Genomic DNA, 17,378 nt, shown 5'->3' on the forward strand with positions numbered 1-17,378 from the left:
CCATCGTCTCAGACGCCCGGACGGAGGACCCCGGTCCTAGGACCTCCGCACCGGCACGGTGCGGCCGCACCGCGGTCGCACCCGGGCGGTGTCCGCAGGACAGTGGAGGCATGGGCGCACACGCCGAGGTACGCGACGTGCGGCAGACCGCGCACGCCGCCCAGGTACGGGAGCTGACCGCAGCCGGGGCGCTGGAGGATCCGCGCTGGCGGGCGGCCTTCGCCGCCGTGCCCCGGCACGTGTTCGTCCCGTACTACTACACGGGCCGCGGCGCCGGCCACGAGCGGCTCTGGGCCGATGACCCCGACCCCGAACAGCGGGCCCGCTGGCTGCGCGGGGTCTACACCGACGCCCCGCTCGCCACCCGGCTGCGCGACGGCGAACTGGTCTCCTCCAGCAGTCAGCCCTCGCTGATGGCCAGGATGCTGGAGGCCCTGGACGTGCGCGACGGGGACAGCGTGCTGGAGATCGGCGCGGGCACCGGCTACAACGCGGCCCTGCTGTGCCACCGGCTCGGCGACGGGCTGGTCACCACCGTGGACCTGGACGAGGAGATCACCGAGTCGGCGCGCACGCACCTGGACCGGCTCGGCTACCACCCGGCCGTCGTCACCGGCGACGGGGCGCGCGGCTGCCCCGCCCGCGCCCCCTTCGACCGGATCCTGGTCACCTGCACGATCCCGCTGATCCCGCCCGCCTGGCTGGGCCAGTGCCGGCCCGGGGCGCGGATCCTGGCTCCGCTGTCGACCGGGCTGATCGCGCTCACGGTGCGGGACGCCGCGTTCGCCGAGGGCCGCTTCCTGCACACCCCGGCCTACTTCGTGCCCCTGCGCGGGGCCACGGCCGCGCCGCCGGGCACGTACGGAACGCCGCGGGGGCTCCCGTACGAGCTGGTGGAGAACGAGCGCTTCCAGTTCATGCTCGTGCTCACCTCGGGCGCGCTGCACCCGAGGGAGGCGCTGGACCTGTGGCGGCGCGAGGGCAGGCCGGCGCGGGAGCGCTTCGGGGTGACGGTCGGCGAAGCCGGGCAGTGGTCCTGGCTCGACGATCCCCAGGGTCCCTACGTGTGGCCGCTGGGGGAGGCCGGGGAGTCGTAGGCGGCGTCGTCATGGGCGGCGGCGTCATGGGCGGTGTCACCATAGGTCGGCTATCGACATATGTCGGCTACCGAGCTATGGTGCGGATGTGAATGATCAAGCTCTTCGCGAGCCGACCCTGCTGATCCTCACGGCGATCGCCGATGCCCCGCGGCACGGATACGCGATCGCCCAGGAGGTCGAGAAGATTTCGGAAGGCCGCACCAAGATGCGCACCGGAACGCTCTACGGGGCCCTGGAGCGGCTCCTGGAACAAGAACTCATCGCCGTCCACGAGGAAGAGGTGGTCGACGGACGACGGCGGCGCAGCTACGCGCTCGCCCCGCGCGGCCGTGAGGTCCTGGCCGCCGAGGCGGCCCGGCTCGCGCGCACCGCGCAGGAGGCGACCCGGCGGCTGGGGCTCGGCGGGGCGGGTGCCTCCTTCGGCACCACCCTTCGCACCGGGCTGCTCGGCCGGGCGGTGAGGAACGCGTGACCGCGCTCGTGAGGCTGTATCCCGCTGCCTACCGGCGGGAGTTCGGGGACGAGATCTCCGAGGCGTACCGGGAGGCCACCCGGGAGGCGGGGACGCCCGCCCGGGTGCGCGAGGGCGCCGATGTCCTCGGGCACGCCCTGCGCATGCGGCTCGGGCTGGGCTCCGCCGGGCGGGCCGGGAGACTCCTGGCCGCGCTGGCGCCGTTCGCCCTGGTCGCGATCGGGGCGGCCTCGTTGAGTTGGGCCGGAGTGTTGCGCTACGCGCTCTTCCTCGTGGGACCGGGCGAGGTCGGCCCGAGTTTCCTCGTGCTGGTGGCGGCGTACCTCGTCACCGTGTTCGGCGTGTTCCTCGCACTGGCCGGGCGCTGGTCGGCCGGTAGCTGGACCGTGCTGGCGGGCATGGCCGTGCTGCTCGCGGCCAGTACGGTCCGGCTGGGCATCGGCAGTATCGGGATCTCGGCGCCCTCCACCGGGCCGATGCTCGTCCTCGCCCTGGTGGCGGTGGCGTGCCCGCCGGACCTGAGGCCGGCTCCGCGGATCCGTACCCGGGCCGGGGTGGCCGCCGTGATGGCGTGGACGGGGGTGCTGGTGGGCGCGGTGCTGATGGTCCCGCTGTCGTACCCGTTCACCCAGCTGCGCTTCCTCGTACCGATGGTCGCCGGACTGCTGGTGGCCGGACGTCCTGCGTTCGCCCGGCTGCGCACCGCGCCGGCCGTCCTCCTCGCGGGACTGCCTTTCCTGTTCTTCGGCGCCATGCCCGGGACGCTGCTCCCGCTCGGGCTCGCTGGAATGCTGGCCCTGCTGCTGGTCGCCGCCGTGGTGGTCAGCGTGCGGCGCCGGCGGGGTGCGCGGGACCCCCTGGTCGGCGGCTGAGCATTCCCCGGTCCCCAAGGCGAAGCCCTCCGGTGATCACCGGAGGGCTTCGCCGCGTTCAGGATCGGTGGCCGCGCGGGGTCAGCCGCGCCGGACGGTGATCGTGGTCCAGGCGCCGACGTGGACGCGGTCGCCGTCGGCGAGCGGAACCGGCACGTAGGGCTGGATCGACTCCTCGCCGTTGTTGATCGTGGTGCCGTTGGTGGAGTTCTGGTCCACCACGGCCCAGCTGCCGTCCGGCTGCTGGACGAGCACCGCGTGCTGGTGCGAGACGCCCGGGTCCTCCGGCGGCACCGACAGGTCGATGTCGGGGGACTCGCCCGTCGAGGCGCGGCGGCGGCCGATGGTGATCTGGCCGCCGGCGAGCGGGAGGTGCTGCTCGGGGGAGTACGCGGGCAGGTCGAGCCCGGCCGCCTCGGGGCCGCTGCGCTGCATCATCGCCATGAAGTACGTGCGGTCCGGACCGATGGTCGCGGTCCAGGACCCGCCGCCCTGGGGCTGGTAGGGCTGCTGCTGGTAGGGCGGCTGGGCCTGCGGCGCCTGGTGCTGCTGATGCTGCTGCTGGTGGTGCGGCGGCGGCTGGGGCGGCTGGTACTGCCCGGTCCGGGAGGGCTGCTGCTGGTACGGCGGCGGAGGCTGCTGCGCCTGCGGCTGCTGGTGCTGCTGCTGTGCCTGCGGGTGGTGCTGCTGCGGGGGCGGCGGCTGCTGCTGGTACGGGGGCTGCTGGAAGTCCTGGCGCGCCGGAGGCGGCAGCATCCAGTCGTCCTCGCGCTGCAGCGGCTCGGCCGGGCGGTTGACCCGGGAGGGCCGCGAGCCCTGGTAGTCGAAGTGGTCCTGGGAGTACGCCGGCGGGGCCGCGGGCGCGCCCGGGGAAGGGGGCTGCGGCGGCGGGGGCATGTCCGGGGAGAGCGGTGCGTACGAGGTCGCCGTACGGGTCAGGAAGTTGTACCGGCACTCCTCGCAGAACGGGGCCATGGCCTCGCGCGGGGTCCGGCACTGCGGGCAGAGCTCGGCCTGTGCCGTCGGCTCGCCGGACGGAGGGTAGCCGTAGCCGTAGGAGGGCGCCCCGGGGGTGCCCGTAGGGGCGGCCATGCGGTGGCCGCAGACCTCGCACCAGTCGTCGGAGGCGGACTGGTGCCCGTTCGGGCAGGTCGGCATCGCGGCGCTTCCTCCTTCTTCCTGCGTCAACGAGGCAGGGTCTGCTTCTGCTGCTTCTTCTTCTGTGCGTCCGATCGGCGTCTGGTCTGGTTCGCGTCTGATCAGAGCGTCAAGCTTTACGTCAAGATTTTCGCACTCGAACGGTTTGAGTGGAACGCGTTTCTAGTGTCATCTCGTCCGCGTCGGCGACCTTTGCCTTCAGGCGCACAGTACCCGCCGCCGCATCGACGACATCCACCACCTTGGCGAGCAGCTTGGCGGTGTCGGCGTTGCCCGAGGAGCTCGCCAGCTGCACGGCCCGGCCGAGCTTGGCCGTGGCGCCGCCGACGTCCCCCAGTTTGCGGGCCTCCAGGCCCTGCTGGATGGCCTGGGCGAGCTCCGCCTGTCCGGTGTAGTGGGCCACCTGGGGGTTGATGGCGGTGGAGGCGGCGAGATCGTCCGTCCAGACGGCGCGGACCAGGCCCTGGGCGAGAACGGCCGGGTCCTCGCCGGGGGCCCCGGGCATGACGAGCGCGGCGCGGGCGGCGAGCATCTCCTGGCCGACGGACGCCCCCGGTACCCGTACGCACACGTGGTACTCGCGGGACTCGTCGCCCCAGGAACCCGTCGGATAGTCCCCGGCGCGCGGGGACGCCTCGGTGCGGCGGCCGGTCAGGTCCTGCACGGCGGGAGCGACCTGCTTGACGTACATGACCTCGGCGCCGACCGGGGTCCACAAGCGCAGTGAGACGTCCGCCACTTCCTTGCCCATGACCTTCTCCATCATGGTCGTGAAGTCGGCGCTCAGCCGGGCCGGATCGGCCACGATGTCGGCCGTGCCGAGCAGTGCGCTCGCGATGCCGGTGACCTCCTTGACCTCCCAGTCGGTTCCCACGCCGCGGGCGTCACAGGTGAAACGGCCCGCGCAGGCGTCGAGCGTGGCCCGGAGCACGGCCGGGTCCTCGTGCTCGTTGCGGCCGTCGGTGAGCAGGATCCCGTGCCGGATCGCCGCCGTGGACCCGCGCAGCAGGCCGTCGGCGAGGCGCAGCCAGGTGCCGATGGCGGTGCCGCCGCCGGAGGAGAGGCCGCGCAGGGCCTCCTTGGCCTGGGCGCGGGTGGTCGCGTCGGCGATGGCCAGGTGCCCCCGGCGGGGGAACACCTCCTTGGCCACGTGGGTCCCGGCGATCACGGCGAAGGCGGTGCCGTCGCGGAGGGTGTCGACGGCGGCGGCGGTCGCCTCGCGGGCGCCGCGCATCTTGTCGGGCGGGTACTCCATGGAGCCCGAACAGTCGACCATGATCACCACGGCGGCGCCGCCCGGGGCGACGGCCGTCCGGGTGGCCGTCGCCCCGCCGGTGGAGGTGACCGTGACGATGGCGTGGACGTCGCGGGCGCCCTCGGCGAGGAACTCGTTCTGGTACACCTCCACGCTGAAGCGGGGGGCGCTCGGCTTGGCGAAGTTCGCCATCGGTCGCTACTCCTCGAGGACGGGCATCAGGCCTGGGCCTGCGGGCCGGCGGCGCTTGCGGTGCTTACGGGGCTTGCGGTGCTTGCGGCGGGGTCGCCGCGAAGGGGACGACGGCCACGGTGACGTTGTCGTGCCCGCCGCCGTCGAGGGCGTGCCCCACCAGGACCTGCGCACTGTGCAGGGGCCGGACGGCGGCGTCCTGCGGGAGGACCTGGGCCATGTCGCGCGCGGACTCGGCGTAGTTCCACAGCCCGTCGGTGCAGACCACGACCACGCCGTCGTGGTCGGGCTTGAAGGTGGCGGTGTGCGGTTCCAGGTCGTACGCGTCGGCCCCGAGCCAGCCGGTGATGGCGTGCGCGCGGACGTCGGCGTAGGCCTCGGCCTCGCCCATCAGGCCCGCCGCGACCATCTGGGCGGCCCAGGAGTCGTCCTCGGTGAGGCGGCGGGGCAGGGCGGCGCGGTCGTCGGGGACCCAGTACGCACGGCTGTCGCCGACCCAGCCGATGGTCAGCAGGCCGCGGCTGACCACGGCGCCGACCAGGGTGCAGGCGGGGGCGTTCTGGGCGCCGGGCACCTCGGGGGCCAGCGCGTTCACGGCGGCCGCCGCGGCCAGGATCGCCTCGTGCATGGCCTCCTGGGGGTGGGCGCCGCGGGGGAGGGCGTCGAGCAGCGCCTCGTTGGCGGCTCCGGCGGCGGCCGCGGAGGCCTCGTCGGGGCGGCTGGCGGAGGAGACGCCGTCGCAGACGATGGCCACGGTGGCGGTGGACCCGTCGGGCAGGGCGGTGGCCGCCACGGCGAAGGAGTCCTCGTTGCGGTGGTGGCGCAGCCCGCGGTCACTGACGGCGGCGACGCTCCCGAGCTCCTCTTCGAGGTGGTCCCGCTCCCGGGGCTGCGCGTGGCCGCAGTGCTCGCAGTACCCGTCGGTGTCCACCCGCCCGGCCCGGCAGGCCACGCAGGTCTTCCCCCCGGCGTCCCCCTGCGGGGCGGCCCCTTGTCCTGCGGGGCCGCCGTACGGGGCTTCGCCCTCGGGGTGGTGGCCCTGGCCCACGGGGCCGCCGTACGGGGCTTCGCCGCCGGGGTGCGGGCCCTGCTGGGCGGGGTCGCCGTACGGGGTCTCGCCCTCGGGGTGGTGGCCTTGGGGGGCGGCGTTGCCGTACGGGGCTTCGCCCTCGGGGAAGTGGCCCTGCGGGGCGGCGTTGCCGTACGGGGCTTCGCCGCCGGGGGCGTAGCCCTGTGAGGAGGGGTCTCCGTACGGGGCTTCGTGCCCCGGGCCGGGGCCCTGGGGGGCGGCGGCGGGCCGGGCCGGGTCGGGCCCGCCGTACGGGGTCTCGCCGCCGGGGTGCTGTCCCTGCTGGGCGGGGTGGTCGTAGGGGGAGGCGTGCTCTCCGGGGCCCGGGGTGCCGTACGCGTCGTGGCCGTCGTGGCCGTCGTGGCCGTCGTGGCCGCCGTACGCGGCTCCGCCGGCGGAACCCGTGCCGTGCGTGCTCGCGCCGTAGGGGGCGGTGTCCGCGGGGTGGCGGCCCTGCGGGGGTGCGCCGTACGGGCTCTCCGGGGCGGCGGGCGTGCCGTGGGGGCCTGCCAGGGGGCCGGGGTCCGACCAGCCGGTGGAGCCCGACACCAGGGTGGGCGCGGCGGTGGAGACGCTGCCCCAGCCGGGCGCGGCCTCGCCGGCGTACCCGGGGGCGGCCGGTTCGGCGTAGCCGCCGGAGTGCCGGGGTGCGAGGTCCTCGTCGGACCCGCGCGTGGCCGGGATCCCGGCCGACGGGGTGGTCCGGCCGGTGGCGCCCGCGTGAGCGGCCGCAGCCGGGGCGAACGGCGCCGCCTGGTCCGGCCCTGCCGGGGCCGGGAAGGCGGAGCCCGCCGGGCCGGCCGGCGCGGCCGGACCAGCCGCAGGCGGGGCCGCCGGGGCCGCCGGGGCCGCGTACCCCGAGCCCTCCGGCGCGGCCGGACCGGCCGACGGCGGGGCGTCCGGAGCCGGCGGGGGCGCGTACGCCGAGCCGGCCGGGAACACCGGAGCCGCGTGTGCCGGGTTCACCGGTGCCGCGCCCGCCGGTGGCGCCGTTCGTTCCGGGGCTCCGGGCTCCGTGGGGGCCGGGGCGGTGAGGGCGTAGCCGCAGAGGCCGCAGAAACGGTCACCCTCCTCCAGCGGTTCCGCGCAGCTGGGGCAGCCCGACAGCCGATGCATCGACATCAATCACACCCACGTCCGGGGACGGAAACGGTTTGCCCGCTCCACCAGTTCGATCCTCTCCTCGCCCCGCTGCGCCAGCCGTGCCAGCACGCGGAACGAGCGCTCCAGGCCGAAGCGCAGCCCCCGCTCGTCCAGTTGGCAGCCGAGCAGCGAGGTAGGGCCGGGGTCGGAACCCCGGCTACCCGACAGTACCCAGTCCAGCGCCGAGCCCAGAACTTCCGCCCTGAGCCGCTCGTGGCGCACCGAGTCCAGGCCGAACCGCCCCAGCGCCTCCACCTGCGCCGCGGCCGCCGTCAGATCGGGCAGCAGCGCCTCCTGAGGAGACCGGTCGCGCAGGCGTGCCCGTACGGACGCCACCCGCGCGGCGGTGTGGTGGATCGAGGCCTCCGGTACGGATTCCAGCGTGCGCACGGCTCCGGGCCGGTCCCCGGCGGCCAGTTGCACCCGGGCCAGCCCGAAGGCCGCACCGACGAACCCCGGATCCGTGGCCCACACCAGCCGGTAGTACTCGGCGGCGTTGTCCAGCTGCCCCAGCACCTCCGCGCACAGCCCCAGCGCCAGCTTCGGCGCCGGCTCGCCGGGGAAGGCGTCGTAGACGGCGTCGAAGGACAGGGCCGCCGTCTCGTCCTCCCCGACGGCCAGCGAGGCGATGCCCCGGGCCCACACCACGCGCCAGTCGTCGGGGTGCCGCGCCTCCAGCCGGGCCAGCGCGTCGGCGACGAGCGGCGCGTCGGCGCCGCCCAGTTCGAGCCGCGCCCGCAGCTCCCGCAGCCGCAGCTCCGCGGACTCGGCGGGCGCCGAGCCGAGCGCGGTCAGCAGGTCGGCCGGCGCGGAGGCCAGCAGGCCCGCCAGGAAACCGGCGTTGGGGTCCCCGGCGTCGACCAGCGGCACGGGCAGCGCCAGCGCCGCCTCACGGGTGTCCAGCGTGGACAGCTCCGGCCTTCGCGAGGCGGTGATCCCGACGGGCGGCAGCGGCTCGGCCGCCGGGGCCCGGCGCGGGGCCGGCACGCCGGGACCGGCGGCCCGGTGCGTCGCCGTGGTGACCAGCCCGGTCGTGCCGTACCCGGTGATCGGCGAAGCCGACGGAGGAGCGGCGGGAGCACCCGCCGCAGCGAAGGCCGGATCAGGAGCCGCAGCCGCAGCCGCAGCCGGACCCGCAGCCGGACCCTGACCCGGGACGGCGGCCGGGACCCGCGCCGGGGCCGGACCCCGGCCCGCCCGCCAGCGCTTCACGGCCCGCTCGCCCAGCTGGGACACGTGCCCGCCCGACCTGTCGTCGACGAACAGCCGGTCGTCCGGCACCCGCAGCTCGGGGCCGAAGAGAGTGGAGACCTGCGGCCTCGGGCGGCCCGTCTGGAGCGCGACGACCTCCCGCAGCACCCCCGTCAGCTGGTCCGCCATCTCCTGCGCGGACGCGAACCGCCGTCCCGGATCCGGGTCGGTGGCGCGTACCAGCAGCCGGTAGAAGGACTCGTACCGCCCGAACACCTCGATGTGCTGAGGGTCCGGCAGCGAGTCCACGAACACGTTCGTGTAGCCCTGGAAGTCGAAGGTCAGCACGGCCAGCGTGCGCGCGACCGTGTACAGGTCGGAGGCGACCGACGGGCCGAGCTCCGCCACCTCCGGCGCCTGGTAGCCGACGGTGCCGTAGATGGCCGACTCCTCGTCGTCCATCCGCCGGACCGCGCCCATGTCGATCAGCTTCAGCTGGTCGGCCTGCTGGATGGCGTTGTCGACCTTGAAGTCGCAGTAGAGGAGGTTCCTGCTGTGCAGGTGGCCGAGCGCCTCCAGCGCCTCGATGCCGTACGCGCAGGCCTGCTCCACCGGCAGCGGGTCGCGGCGGCCGTCCGGCCTGCGCCGCTCGTTGGCGATCTCCTTGAGCGATTTCCCGCCGACGTACTCCATGACGATGTACCCGTCCAGCGAACCGGTCCGCTGGTCCAGGTGCTCCACGAAGTTGTAGATCCGCACGATGTTGGAGTGCTCGATCTCCGCGAGGAAGCGCCGCTCCGAGATCGCGGCCGCCATCGCGTCCTGGTCCCCGGTGTCCAGCAGGCCCTTGAGCACCACCCACCGGTCCGACACGGCCCGGTCCACCGCGAGGTAGACCCAGCCCAGCCCGCCGTGCGCGAGGCAGCCCGCGACCTCGTACTGGCCGTGGACGAGATCGCCCGCACGCAGCTTGGGCACGAAGGAGTACGGGTGCCCGCACTTGGTACAGAAACCTTCCGTCCGTCCCGGCCGCTCCCCGCGGGCCCGCCCCACCGGCGCCCCGCAGTCCGACCGCGAGCAGAACCGCTTGCGCTCCGGGACCTCCGGGTTCTCCAGCACCGCCGCCGAAGGATCCGGACGAGGCACCTCCGGTACGTTGACCAGCCCGGCGCCCAGGCGGCTGCGGCCCGAACCCGAGGCGGCCGAACCCGAACTGCGCACCGACACCGAGCGGGTGGACGCGGCCCCCGAGAGGGCGCGCGAGAGCCGGCCCGACACGGAGCGCCGGGACGAGGAGGAACGCGACGAGCGGGAAGCCCGCGAGGCCCGCGAGGAGGAGGACGAGGAGGCGGACCGCCCGGACCCGTGCGAGCCCTGGGATCCGTTCGACCCCTGCGAGTCCCCGTGGCGGGCCGCGCTCGTCATGGCCGTCGGTACGGACACCAGCTCCTCGGCGCCCGCCGCGACGGCGCCGGCCGGCGCCAGCCCGCAGGTGCCGCAGTAGACCTCGCCGCCGCCCATGTCCTCGTACGTCCCCGGGCAGCCGGGGCGCATGCACGCCGTTCCGATCAGACTCACGCGTCCCCCTCCCTCGGCCCGTCGGGCCACTCGCGCACCGGTCGGTGCCCCTGCTGATCCCACTGGTCCCGCTGATCCCGCTGGTCCTGCTGCTGCGTCGGCAGCGCCTCGGCCGTCGCCCACTGGTAGCGCAGCACCGCCTGCTCGGCGGCCCGCAGATCGCAGGGAGCGCTCCACAGCATCCGCCGGGCGGTGTCGTACCGCTCCATCAGCAGCGGATCCTCCGCCATGCCGAGCCGGGCCACCTTCGCCCGGTAGGCGTCGAGCCGTCCGCGCAGCTCCGCGCGCACGGCCAGCGGAGCCGTCACCGCGGTCAACGATTCGCGGGCCCGGCGCAGTTCCTCCTCGGCCCGCTCCTCCAAGGACTCCAGCAGCGGCGACAGCCGGTGCCACTGGGCCCGGCGCCGGTACTCGGCCGCCGCCGAGAGCTGCTCCTGCAACGCCGTCGGCGGGCCGCTCACCGCGGGCACCTCGGACGCCGCGATCTTCGCCAGCACCTCGCCGCGGGCCACCCGGGCCTCCGCCAGGGTCCGGTCGGCCCGCGAGAGCACGTCCCGCAGCCCGATCAGCCGCTGCTCGGCGTCCTGCCGGACGTCCAGGACCGCCTCGACCTCCCGGCGCACGTCCTCCAGCGCGAGCGCGGCCCGGTCGTAGCGCCCGGTGTCCGGACGGCCGCCACCCGGCGCGGAACTCCCGGCCACCGCGCACCAGAACGCCAGCGGGTCCTCGATCACCCGGGCCCGCAGGTCCGCCAGCTCGGCCGTGATGGCCTCCAGGTCGTCCCCCGAAGGGTGTTCCCCCGGCCGGACCCCCACCGAGTGGGCGAGGGCGCGGGTGCGGTTCAGTTCGGCGGAGAGGAGGTCGATCCGGGCCGGCAGCGCCGACCAGACGGAGTCCGCGGCGACCACCACGTCCAGGGAGCTCGCGTACAGCTCGTTCATGCGGGACACCAGCTCGGCGAGGGAGAACCGCTCCGCGAGCGGGGCCCCCTCCACCGCGGCACCGGAGATCAGCACCCCGGGTCCGCGCAGCCGGTCCGTCAGCTCGATCAGATCCTCGCGGCTCGGCCAGCGCCGCCGCTCGCGGATCTCCCGGGCAGCGCCGAGCGCCCCGCTGTAGGCGTCGAAGTACCGCCACAGCCGGGTGATGGCCGCGTCGGCCTCCGCCCACCGCTCCTTGGTGACCCCGGTCAGTGCGGCGCCCTCCAGGAGCCGCCGGCCGGAGTGGTCCTGGAGGGCGAGCAGCGAGGTCTCGACGGCCTCGTGCTCCGCGCCCAGCCGGGCCAGCGCACGGTCCACACCGTCCCGGTCCATCACCGCCGGCTGCGCCCCCAAAGGATGTGCCCCCAAAGGATGTGCCTCCACCGATCCCGCCTCCGGTCTTGTGACATCGGGCTCAGAATCCGACACCGGCCTCAGTCCCGGTACTTGGGAGCGGGCGGGCCGCCCACGCCGGGCAGCACGGGCTCCAGGTGGTCCTTGTAGGCCTTCATCCAGGGGCTGCCGTCGCCGCCCGCGCGGTAGTCCTCCAGCACCTTGTTGACCCGGCGCACCAGGTCGCCGGCGTCCTTGTTCATGGCCACGCCGTAGAACTCCTTGGTGAACGGGGAGCCCACCAGCGCGACCGACGGGTCCTGCGCGGCCTGGCCGGCGGCGAGGGCGTTGTCGGTGATGATGCCGTCCACCTCGCCCAACTGCAGCCGGACCAGGCAGTCGAGCTGGTTGGGCACGCTGACCGGGACGGCGCCGTAGGACTGGGCGCTCAGTGCCGCCTCGGCCGTGGAGCCCGCCGCCGTGCAGATGCGGCGGCCCTTCAGCGAAGCGTCGTAGCCGGTGATCGCGGAACCCTTGGGGGCCAGCACCTGCTGCCCGGCCTCGAAGTACGCCGTCGAGAAGGCGACTTCCTCCAGCCGCTTGCAGTTGACGGTCATCGTGCGCACGACGATGTCGACGGTGCCGTCCTTGAGCGCGGTGATGCGCTGGCTGGTGGGGATGGCCCGGTAGATGACCTTGCCGTCCTCGCCGAATATGTCCTTCGCTATGGCCTTGACCAGGGCGATGTCGAAGCCGTCGAGCTCCCCGGCCGGATTGCGGTAGCCCCATTTGAAGCTGTTCTGGTCCACGCCCGCGACGAGGTGGCCCGCGGTGCGGATCCGCTGGATCGCGGACCCGTCCAGCCCGTTGGGGCGCAGGCTCGCCTCCGGGTTCTCACAGGTGTCCGCCGGTGCCTGCGGAGCGACGGCCATCCTGGCCGGCTCGCGCACCAGCGAGGAGGGTCCCGAGCCGCCCGGGGCCGCCTGGGCCAGGGGCAGCAGCACGGCCGCCGCCGTCAGCGCGCAGGCCGCGGCCATCGCACCGACCCCGCCCCAGCCGCGCAGCCGGCCCGTCAGCCGCCGCAGGCCGCGTACCTCCTGCCGATCGCCCGCGTCGGCGCCCGCCTCGGCGCCCTCGGAGGCCACCGCGGGGGTCGCGGTGCCCTCGGACCCCCCGGAACCCCGGCCCGCGCGCTTCACCCGTCCCGGCATCGCTCTCACCTGTACTCCGAAAGCCTGCGCCCGATGCCGAGCAGGGCGGCCACCGCGCCGACGACCGCCAGGGCCGCCGTACCTGTCACCAAACCGTCGAGCGCCCCGAGCCCGTCCCGCGCCGCCCGGGTGAACTCGCGCTGCTCGTGGACCACGGCCTCTTCCAGCGAGGCGTCCACCGTGTCGAAGGCGGTCCCCGTGGGCTTCGGGTGGTCCTTGTCGCCGATGACCTGCCCGACGGCGCCCTGGTAGTCGCCCGTCAAGTCGGTCTGCCGGGCCGCCGCGTGCAGGCCCTTCCACTGCCGCACGCCCTCCGCGGCGCGGGCCACGGGATCGCGGCCGGCCGTGTCGTCGGCCAGTTTCGCCGCCGTCGCCAGGCCCGCGTCCAGGTCCTTCATGTCGTTCGAGAAGTCCACGTCGTACTTGTCGGACTTCTTGTCCTCGGCCAGTACGGCGCCGCGCGACACCAGCGTGAGGTTCTCGTTGGCCCGCGCCTGGAGCGAGGCGATCCGCGCGTCGTTGAGCACCTTGAGCGACTCCTGCCCGTCCGTGCGGGCCTCGCTCAGCCCCGACCGGGCGACCGTGTGACCCGCGGCCAGCCACAGCAGCAGCACCAGCGAGGCGGCGGTAGCCGCGACGAGCCCGTGGTTGAAGACGCGGTTCGTCCGCCGGTAGTTGCGCCGCTGGGCCCAGAGCAGGGCGGCGAGTGCGAGCAGACCCGCACCGAACGAGGCCAGCGGCAGCGCGCGGGCCTCGTCGTAGTCCGTGTAGAGCCGGCCGGTCTCCGCCTCGTAGAGCCGCTGCGCGGCGGGCAGCAACTGGGTGCTCATCTGCTCGTTCGCGTACCGGAGGTAGGCGCCGCCGAGGGGCAGGCCCTGCTTGTTGGTGGCCCGGGCCTGCTCGATCAGACCGGCGTAGCGGGGGAGCTGCTCGCTCAGCAGGGTGATCTGCTTGCGGGAGTCCTCTCCGGCCGTGGTGCTGGCGGCCGCGTTCACCAGCAGCCGGGACGCGTTGGCTATGTCCTTCTCGTACCGGCTGCGGACCTCGCGGGGTTCGTTGCCGCCCGCGAGGAATCCGCTGGAGGAGGCGGTGTCCGCGTCGGCGAGGGAGCGGTAGATGCTCGCCGCGTCGGCGCTCAGCGGCTGGCTGCGGCCCACGACGTCGTCGGCCGCGGTGACCCGGCCGGAGATTTCCCAGACGGCCACCGCGCCGAACAGCAGGACCAGTGCGGCCAGGGCCGCGCCGACGATCCGCAGCCGGCCGGGCTCGGTGGTGGCGGCCGCGCGCAGCCGCTCCACGCCCTCGGCCCAGGCGGTGCCCCGCCGGGGCAGCGCGTCGGGCGGCGGCGCCGGCGGCCCGGCGGGCGCCGAGACGCCGCCGGGCGCGGGCGCGCGTGATGTGATGGCCACCCTGACCTCCCCCTCGGTCCTTCGTGCTTCGCAGCAGTATGGCCTTAGTGGCGGTCCTCCACAGCACCCGGTCCGGGATCAGGCACGATCCGCCCCGATCCGTCCCCGGTCCTGGCCCGTCCGGTCCCCCCGTCCGCTCCACCCCTTCACCGTCAGTACGCCCCGGGGGCCTCGATGGTTCCGGTGCGGGCGCGGTTCATCCGAAATGGGCACGCAGCTTCCCGTAGGCCTCGGGCCCGGCCCCCAGCGCGTCCAGACCCAGCAGGCCGGCGCCCAGCACCGGCGGGGCCGTCACCACCGAGACCCGGGCGAGCGGGGCCCGTTCGGCCAGCAGGGCCTCCACCCGGCCGTTCAGCTGCGGGTGCCGTGCCGCCAGTACGCTGCCGCCCAGCAGGACGGGCGCCTCCTCGGCCAGCAGCCCGAGCCGCTCCAGCGCCACCGAGGCCAGTGCCACGACCTCCTCGGCCTGCCGCTCGACGAGGGCCGCGGCGACCGGATCCCCGGCCGCGGCCACCGCGAACAGCACTGGCACCAACTCGTGCATCCGTACGGGCTCGACGAGGCCCAGGTGCAGCGCCTCGATCAGCGCGTGCATGGACTCCCGTGCGAAGTGCCCCGGCAGGGCCGCCGCGAGCTGGGTGGGACCGCCGCGCCCGTCCTCGGCGCGCGCCGCCCACCACAGGGCCTCGGCAGCCAGTCCGCCACCGCCGCCCCAGTCGCCGGAGATCTGGCCGAGCGCCGGGAACCGGGCCGTGCGCCCGTCGGGCAGCATGCCCACGCAGTTGATGCCCGCCCCGCACACCACCGCGACCCCGCGCGGCCCCCCGGCGTCCTCGCCGAGTCCGGCCCGCAGGATCGCGAAGGTGTCGTTGCGGACCTCGGTGGCCGTGCCCCAGCCCCGGGCGTCGATGGCCTGCGCGAGCCCGGCCTCCTCCACCGGGAGGTCCGCGTTGGCCAGACAGGCCGAAACCCGGACGGCGTACGGGGCCCCGGCCGTGGGCTCCGGCAGCCCGGCGGCCGCGGCCGCCTCGGCGACGGCCCGCCCGAGGACGTCCACCGCCGCCTCGACCCCGACGCGCGGGGGCTGGAAGCCGCCCGCGCGTCCGGTGCCGAGGACGCGGCCGTCCGCGGCGATCAGCGCCACGTCCGTCTTGCTGTTGCCCGCGTCGACGGCGAGGACCGCCGCGGCCGCGGGCGGGGGAACGGGCCGGCTCACGCCCATGCCAGGTGCTCCTTGTTGTGCGCGAGGAGCCGGTCCGTCAGCCCCTCGGCGAGGTCGAACTGGCCCACCAGCGGGTGCGCCAGCAGCGCCTTGAAGACCCGCTCGCGGCCGCCCCGCAGCGCCGCGTCCAGCGCGAGGTCCTCGTACGCCGTGACGTGGGCGATGAGCCCCGCGTACAGCGGGTCCAGCCGCGGTACGGCCAGCGGCGACGGCCCGGTGCGGTCCACCCGCGCCTGCACCTCGACGACCGCGTCGTCCGGGAGGAACGGCAAGGTGCCGTTGTTCAGCGTGTTGACCACCTGCACGGCGCTCCCGCCGTCGCCCAGCAGGGCCGCGGCCAGGTCCACCGCGGCCTCCGAGTAGAAGGCGCCGCCCCGCTTGGCGAGCAGTTCGGGCTTCTCGTCCAGCGCGGGATCCCCGTACAGGCCGAGCAGTTCCTTCTCCATCGCGGCGACCTCGGCGGCCCGCGAGGGCTTGGTGCCGAGCTCGCGGACCACCTCGTCGTGCGCGTAGAAGTAGCGCAGGTAGTACGAGGGGACGACCCCGAGCCGGTCCAGCACCGCACGCGGCAGGTGCAGGTCCGCGGCGATGGCCTCGCCGTGCCGGGCGAGGAGCTGCGGCAGCAGGTTCTCGCCCTCCGGGCCGCCCTTGCGCACCCCCAGCTCCCAGGTGAGGTGGTTGAGGCCCACGTGGTCGAGGTGGATGTCGGCCGGCGTCAGGTCCAGCAGCGCGGCGAACTTGCGCTGGAAGCCGATGGCCACGTTGCACAGCCCGACCGCCTTGTGCCCGGCCTGCAGCAGGGCGCGGGTGACGATCCCGACCGGGTTGGTGAAGTCGATGATCCACGCGTCCGGGTTGGAGCGCCGGACCCGCTCGGCGATGTCGAGGACCACCGGGACCGTGCGCAGCGCCTTGGCGAGACCGCCGGCCCCGGTGGTCTCCTGGCCCACGCAGCCGCACTCCAGCGGCCAGGTCTCGTCCTGGAGCCGGGCCGCCTGCCCGCCGATGCGCAGCTGCAGCAGGACCGCGTCGGCGTCCGCGACGCCCGCGTCGAGGTCGGAGGTGGTGGTGATCAGGCCGGGGTGCCCCTGCTTGGCGAAGATCCGCCGGGCCAGGCCGCCGATCAGCTCCAGCCGGTCGGCGGCCGGGTCGATCAGCACCAGCTCGCTGATGGGCAGGGTGTCGCGCAGCCGGGCGAACCCGTCGATCAGCTCGGGCGTATAGGTGGAACCGCCGCCCACCACTGCGAGTTTCATGGTCACTAGCCTTTCACTCCGGTCAGGGTGACGCCTTCGACGAACGCCTTCTGGGCGAAGAAGAAGAGGACGATCACCGGGGCCATGACCAGCACGGTCGCCGCCATGGTCAGGTTCCAGTTGGTGTGGTGCGCGCCCTTGAAGGACTCCAGTCCGTAGCTGAGGGTCCAGGCGGCCGGGTTGTCGGAGGCGTAGATCTGCGGGCCGAAGTAGTCGTTCCAGGCGCAGAAGAACTGGAACAGCGCCACGGCCGCGATCCCGGGCTTCGCCATCGGCAGGACCACCCGCAGCAGGGTGCGCAGTTCGCCGCAGCCGTCGACCTTCGCCGCGTCCAGGTACTCGTCGGGGATCGTCAGCAGGAACTGGCGCAGCAGGAAGATGGAGAAGGCGTCGCCGAAGGCCATCGGGATGATCAGCGGCCACAGGGTGCCGGAGAGGTCCAGTTGCTTGGCCCAGAAGAGGTACATCGGGATGACGACCACCTGGGGCGGCAGCATCATCATGGCGATCACGAGCAGCAGCGACAGCCGCCGGCCGCGGAAGCGGAACTTGGCGAGCGCGTAGGCGACGGGCACCGAGGAGACCACGGTCAGCAGGGTGCCGAGGCCCGCGTACAGCAGGGTGTTGCGCCACCAGGTCAGGAAGCCGGGGGTGTCCCACACCTTCGCGTAGTTGCCCCACTCCCAGGTGCGCGGCCACAGGTCGCGGGTCAGCGCCTGCTGGTCGCCCATCACCGAGGTCAGGAAGAGGAACACGAAGGGGAGCACGAAGAAGAGCGCCGCCGCGACGCCGAGGGAGTGCACGGCCACCCAGTGCAGGGCGGCCCGGCGGCGTGCGGTGCGCACCGCGTGCGCGGAGTCCGGTGCGGGGGACGCGGCCGTACGGGGGGTGCGGCGCGGGCCGCGGGTGAGGGTCTGGCTCTGGTTCTGGCCCATGG

General features: G+C 74.6%; 13 protein-coding genes. 3 read left to right on the forward strand and 10 right to left on the reverse strand.

Going from position 1 to position 17,378, the window contains the following annotated elements:
- Nucleotides 1-110: 110 nt before the first annotated feature.
- From AC3IX6_RS24950 to AC3IX6_RS24960, 3 genes are all read left to right on the forward strand, one after another.
- On the forward strand, nt 111-1,097 hold the full coding sequence (locus AC3IX6_RS24950) for a methyltransferase domain-containing protein (protein ID WP_489364755.1): 987 nt from the start codon (nt 111-113) through the stop codon (nt 1,095-1,097).
- 88 nt (nt 1,098-1,185) lie between these two features.
- The gene (locus AC3IX6_RS24955) at nt 1,186-1,572 is read left to right on the forward strand and encodes a PadR family transcriptional regulator (protein WP_489364757.1); all 387 of its coding nucleotides are present in this window, start codon (nt 1,186-1,188) and stop codon (nt 1,570-1,572) included.
- Nucleotides 1,569-2,444, forward strand: coding sequence for a hypothetical protein (locus AC3IX6_RS24960; protein WP_489364759.1), 876 nt, complete (start codon nt 1,569-1,571; stop codon nt 2,442-2,444). Before AC3IX6_RS24955 ends, AC3IX6_RS24960 begins: the two co-directional genes overlap by 4 nt.
- Nucleotides 2,445-2,525: 81 nt before the next feature.
- On the opposite strand, the gene AC3IX6_RS24965 is transcribed toward AC3IX6_RS24960, so the two are convergent.
- The 10 genes from AC3IX6_RS24965 to AC3IX6_RS25010 form a co-directional block, all read right to left on the reverse strand.
- Nucleotides 2,526-3,602: an FHA domain-containing protein gene (locus tag AC3IX6_RS24965; RefSeq protein WP_489364761.1), complete on the reverse strand. Its 1,077-nt coding sequence runs from the start codon at nt 3,600-3,602 to the stop codon at nt 2,526-2,528.
- A 121-nt stretch (nt 3,603-3,723) separates the two neighbouring features.
- Nucleotides 3,724-5,049 carry a vWA domain-containing protein gene (locus AC3IX6_RS24970; protein ID WP_489364763.1) on the reverse strand — a complete coding sequence of 442 codons (1,326 nt, stop codon included), beginning with the start codon at nt 5,047-5,049 and terminating at the stop codon, nt 3,724-3,726.
- A 64-nt stretch (nt 5,050-5,113) separates the two neighbouring features.
- A complete protein-coding gene (locus AC3IX6_RS24975; protein ID WP_489371553.1) occupies nt 5,114-6,670 on the reverse strand; it encodes a PP2C family protein-serine/threonine phosphatase in 1,557 nt (518 codons plus the stop codon).
- Nucleotides 6,671-7,243: 573 nt separating this feature from the next.
- A complete protein-coding gene (locus tag AC3IX6_RS24980; protein ID WP_489371554.1) occupies nt 7,244-10,021 on the reverse strand; it encodes a serine/threonine-protein kinase in 2,778 nt (925 codons plus the stop codon).
- Nucleotides 10,022-10,026: 5 nt separating this feature from the next.
- A complete protein-coding gene (locus AC3IX6_RS24985) occupies nt 10,027-11,343 on the reverse strand; it encodes a hypothetical protein (RefSeq protein ID WP_489364765.1) in 1,317 nt (438 codons plus the stop codon).
- A gap of 101 nt (nt 11,344-11,444) precedes the next feature.
- The gene (locus AC3IX6_RS24990; protein ID WP_489371555.1) at nt 11,445-12,380 is read right to left on the reverse strand and encodes a glutamate ABC transporter substrate-binding protein; all 936 of its coding nucleotides are present in this window, start codon (nt 12,378-12,380) and stop codon (nt 11,445-11,447) included.
- A gap of 179 nt (nt 12,381-12,559) precedes the next feature.
- Nucleotides 12,560-13,963 (reverse strand): hypothetical protein, encoded by a 1,404-nt coding sequence (locus tag AC3IX6_RS24995; RefSeq protein WP_489364767.1) that lies wholly within the window; start codon nt 13,961-13,963, stop codon nt 12,560-12,562.
- 196 nt (nt 13,964-14,159) lie between these two features.
- Nucleotides 14,160-15,185, reverse strand: a complete 1,026-nt coding sequence (locus AC3IX6_RS25000) for an N-acetylglucosamine kinase (protein ID WP_489364769.1) — start codon at nt 15,183-15,185, stop codon at nt 14,160-14,162.
- Complete coding sequence (locus AC3IX6_RS25005) at nt 15,176-16,441, reverse strand: 6-phospho-beta-glucosidase (RefSeq protein ID WP_489364771.1); 1,266 nt, start codon at nt 16,439-16,441, stop codon at nt 15,176-15,178. Before AC3IX6_RS25005 ends, AC3IX6_RS25000 begins: the two co-directional genes overlap by 10 nt.
- A 5-nt stretch (nt 16,442-16,446) precedes the next feature.
- On the reverse strand, nt 16,447-17,376 hold the full coding sequence (locus tag AC3IX6_RS25010) for a carbohydrate ABC transporter permease (protein ID WP_489364773.1): 930 nt from the start codon (nt 17,374-17,376) through the stop codon (nt 16,447-16,449).
- Between the last annotated feature and the right edge of the window lie 2 nt (nt 17,377-17,378).

This window comes from Streptomyces sp. GL_141 (genome assembly GCF_057834385.1).

Bases quoted from the DNA above. Each gene is read 5' to 3' on its own strand.
- AC3IX6_RS25005 (WP_489364771.1), bottom strand. From the start codon at position 16,441: ATGAAACTCGCAGTGGTGGGCGGCGGTTCCACCTATACGCCCGAGCTG.
- AC3IX6_RS24990 (WP_489371555.1), bottom strand. From the start codon at position 12,380: ATGGCCGCGGCCTGCGCGCTGACGGCGGCGGCCGTGCTGCTGCCCCTG.
- AC3IX6_RS25010 (WP_489364773.1), bottom strand. From the start codon at position 17,376: ATGGGCCAGAACCAGAGCCAGACCCTCACCCGCGGCCCGCGCCGCACC.
- AC3IX6_RS24985 (WP_489364765.1), bottom strand. From the start codon at position 11,343: ATGGACCGGGACGGTGTGGACCGTGCGCTGGCCCGGCTGGGCGCGGAG.
- AC3IX6_RS24970 (WP_489364763.1), bottom strand. From the start codon at position 5,049: ATGGCGAACTTCGCCAAGCCGAGCGCCCCCCGCTTCAGCGTGGAGGTG.
- AC3IX6_RS25000 (WP_489364769.1), bottom strand. From the start codon at position 15,185: ATGGGCGTGAGCCGGCCCGTTCCCCCGCCCGCGGCCGCGGCGGTCCTC.
- AC3IX6_RS24965 (WP_489364761.1), bottom strand. From the start codon at position 3,602: ATGCCGACCTGCCCGAACGGGCACCAGTCCGCCTCCGACGACTGGTGC.
- AC3IX6_RS24950 (WP_489364755.1), top strand. From the start codon at position 111: ATGGGCGCACACGCCGAGGTACGCGACGTGCGGCAGACCGCGCACGCC.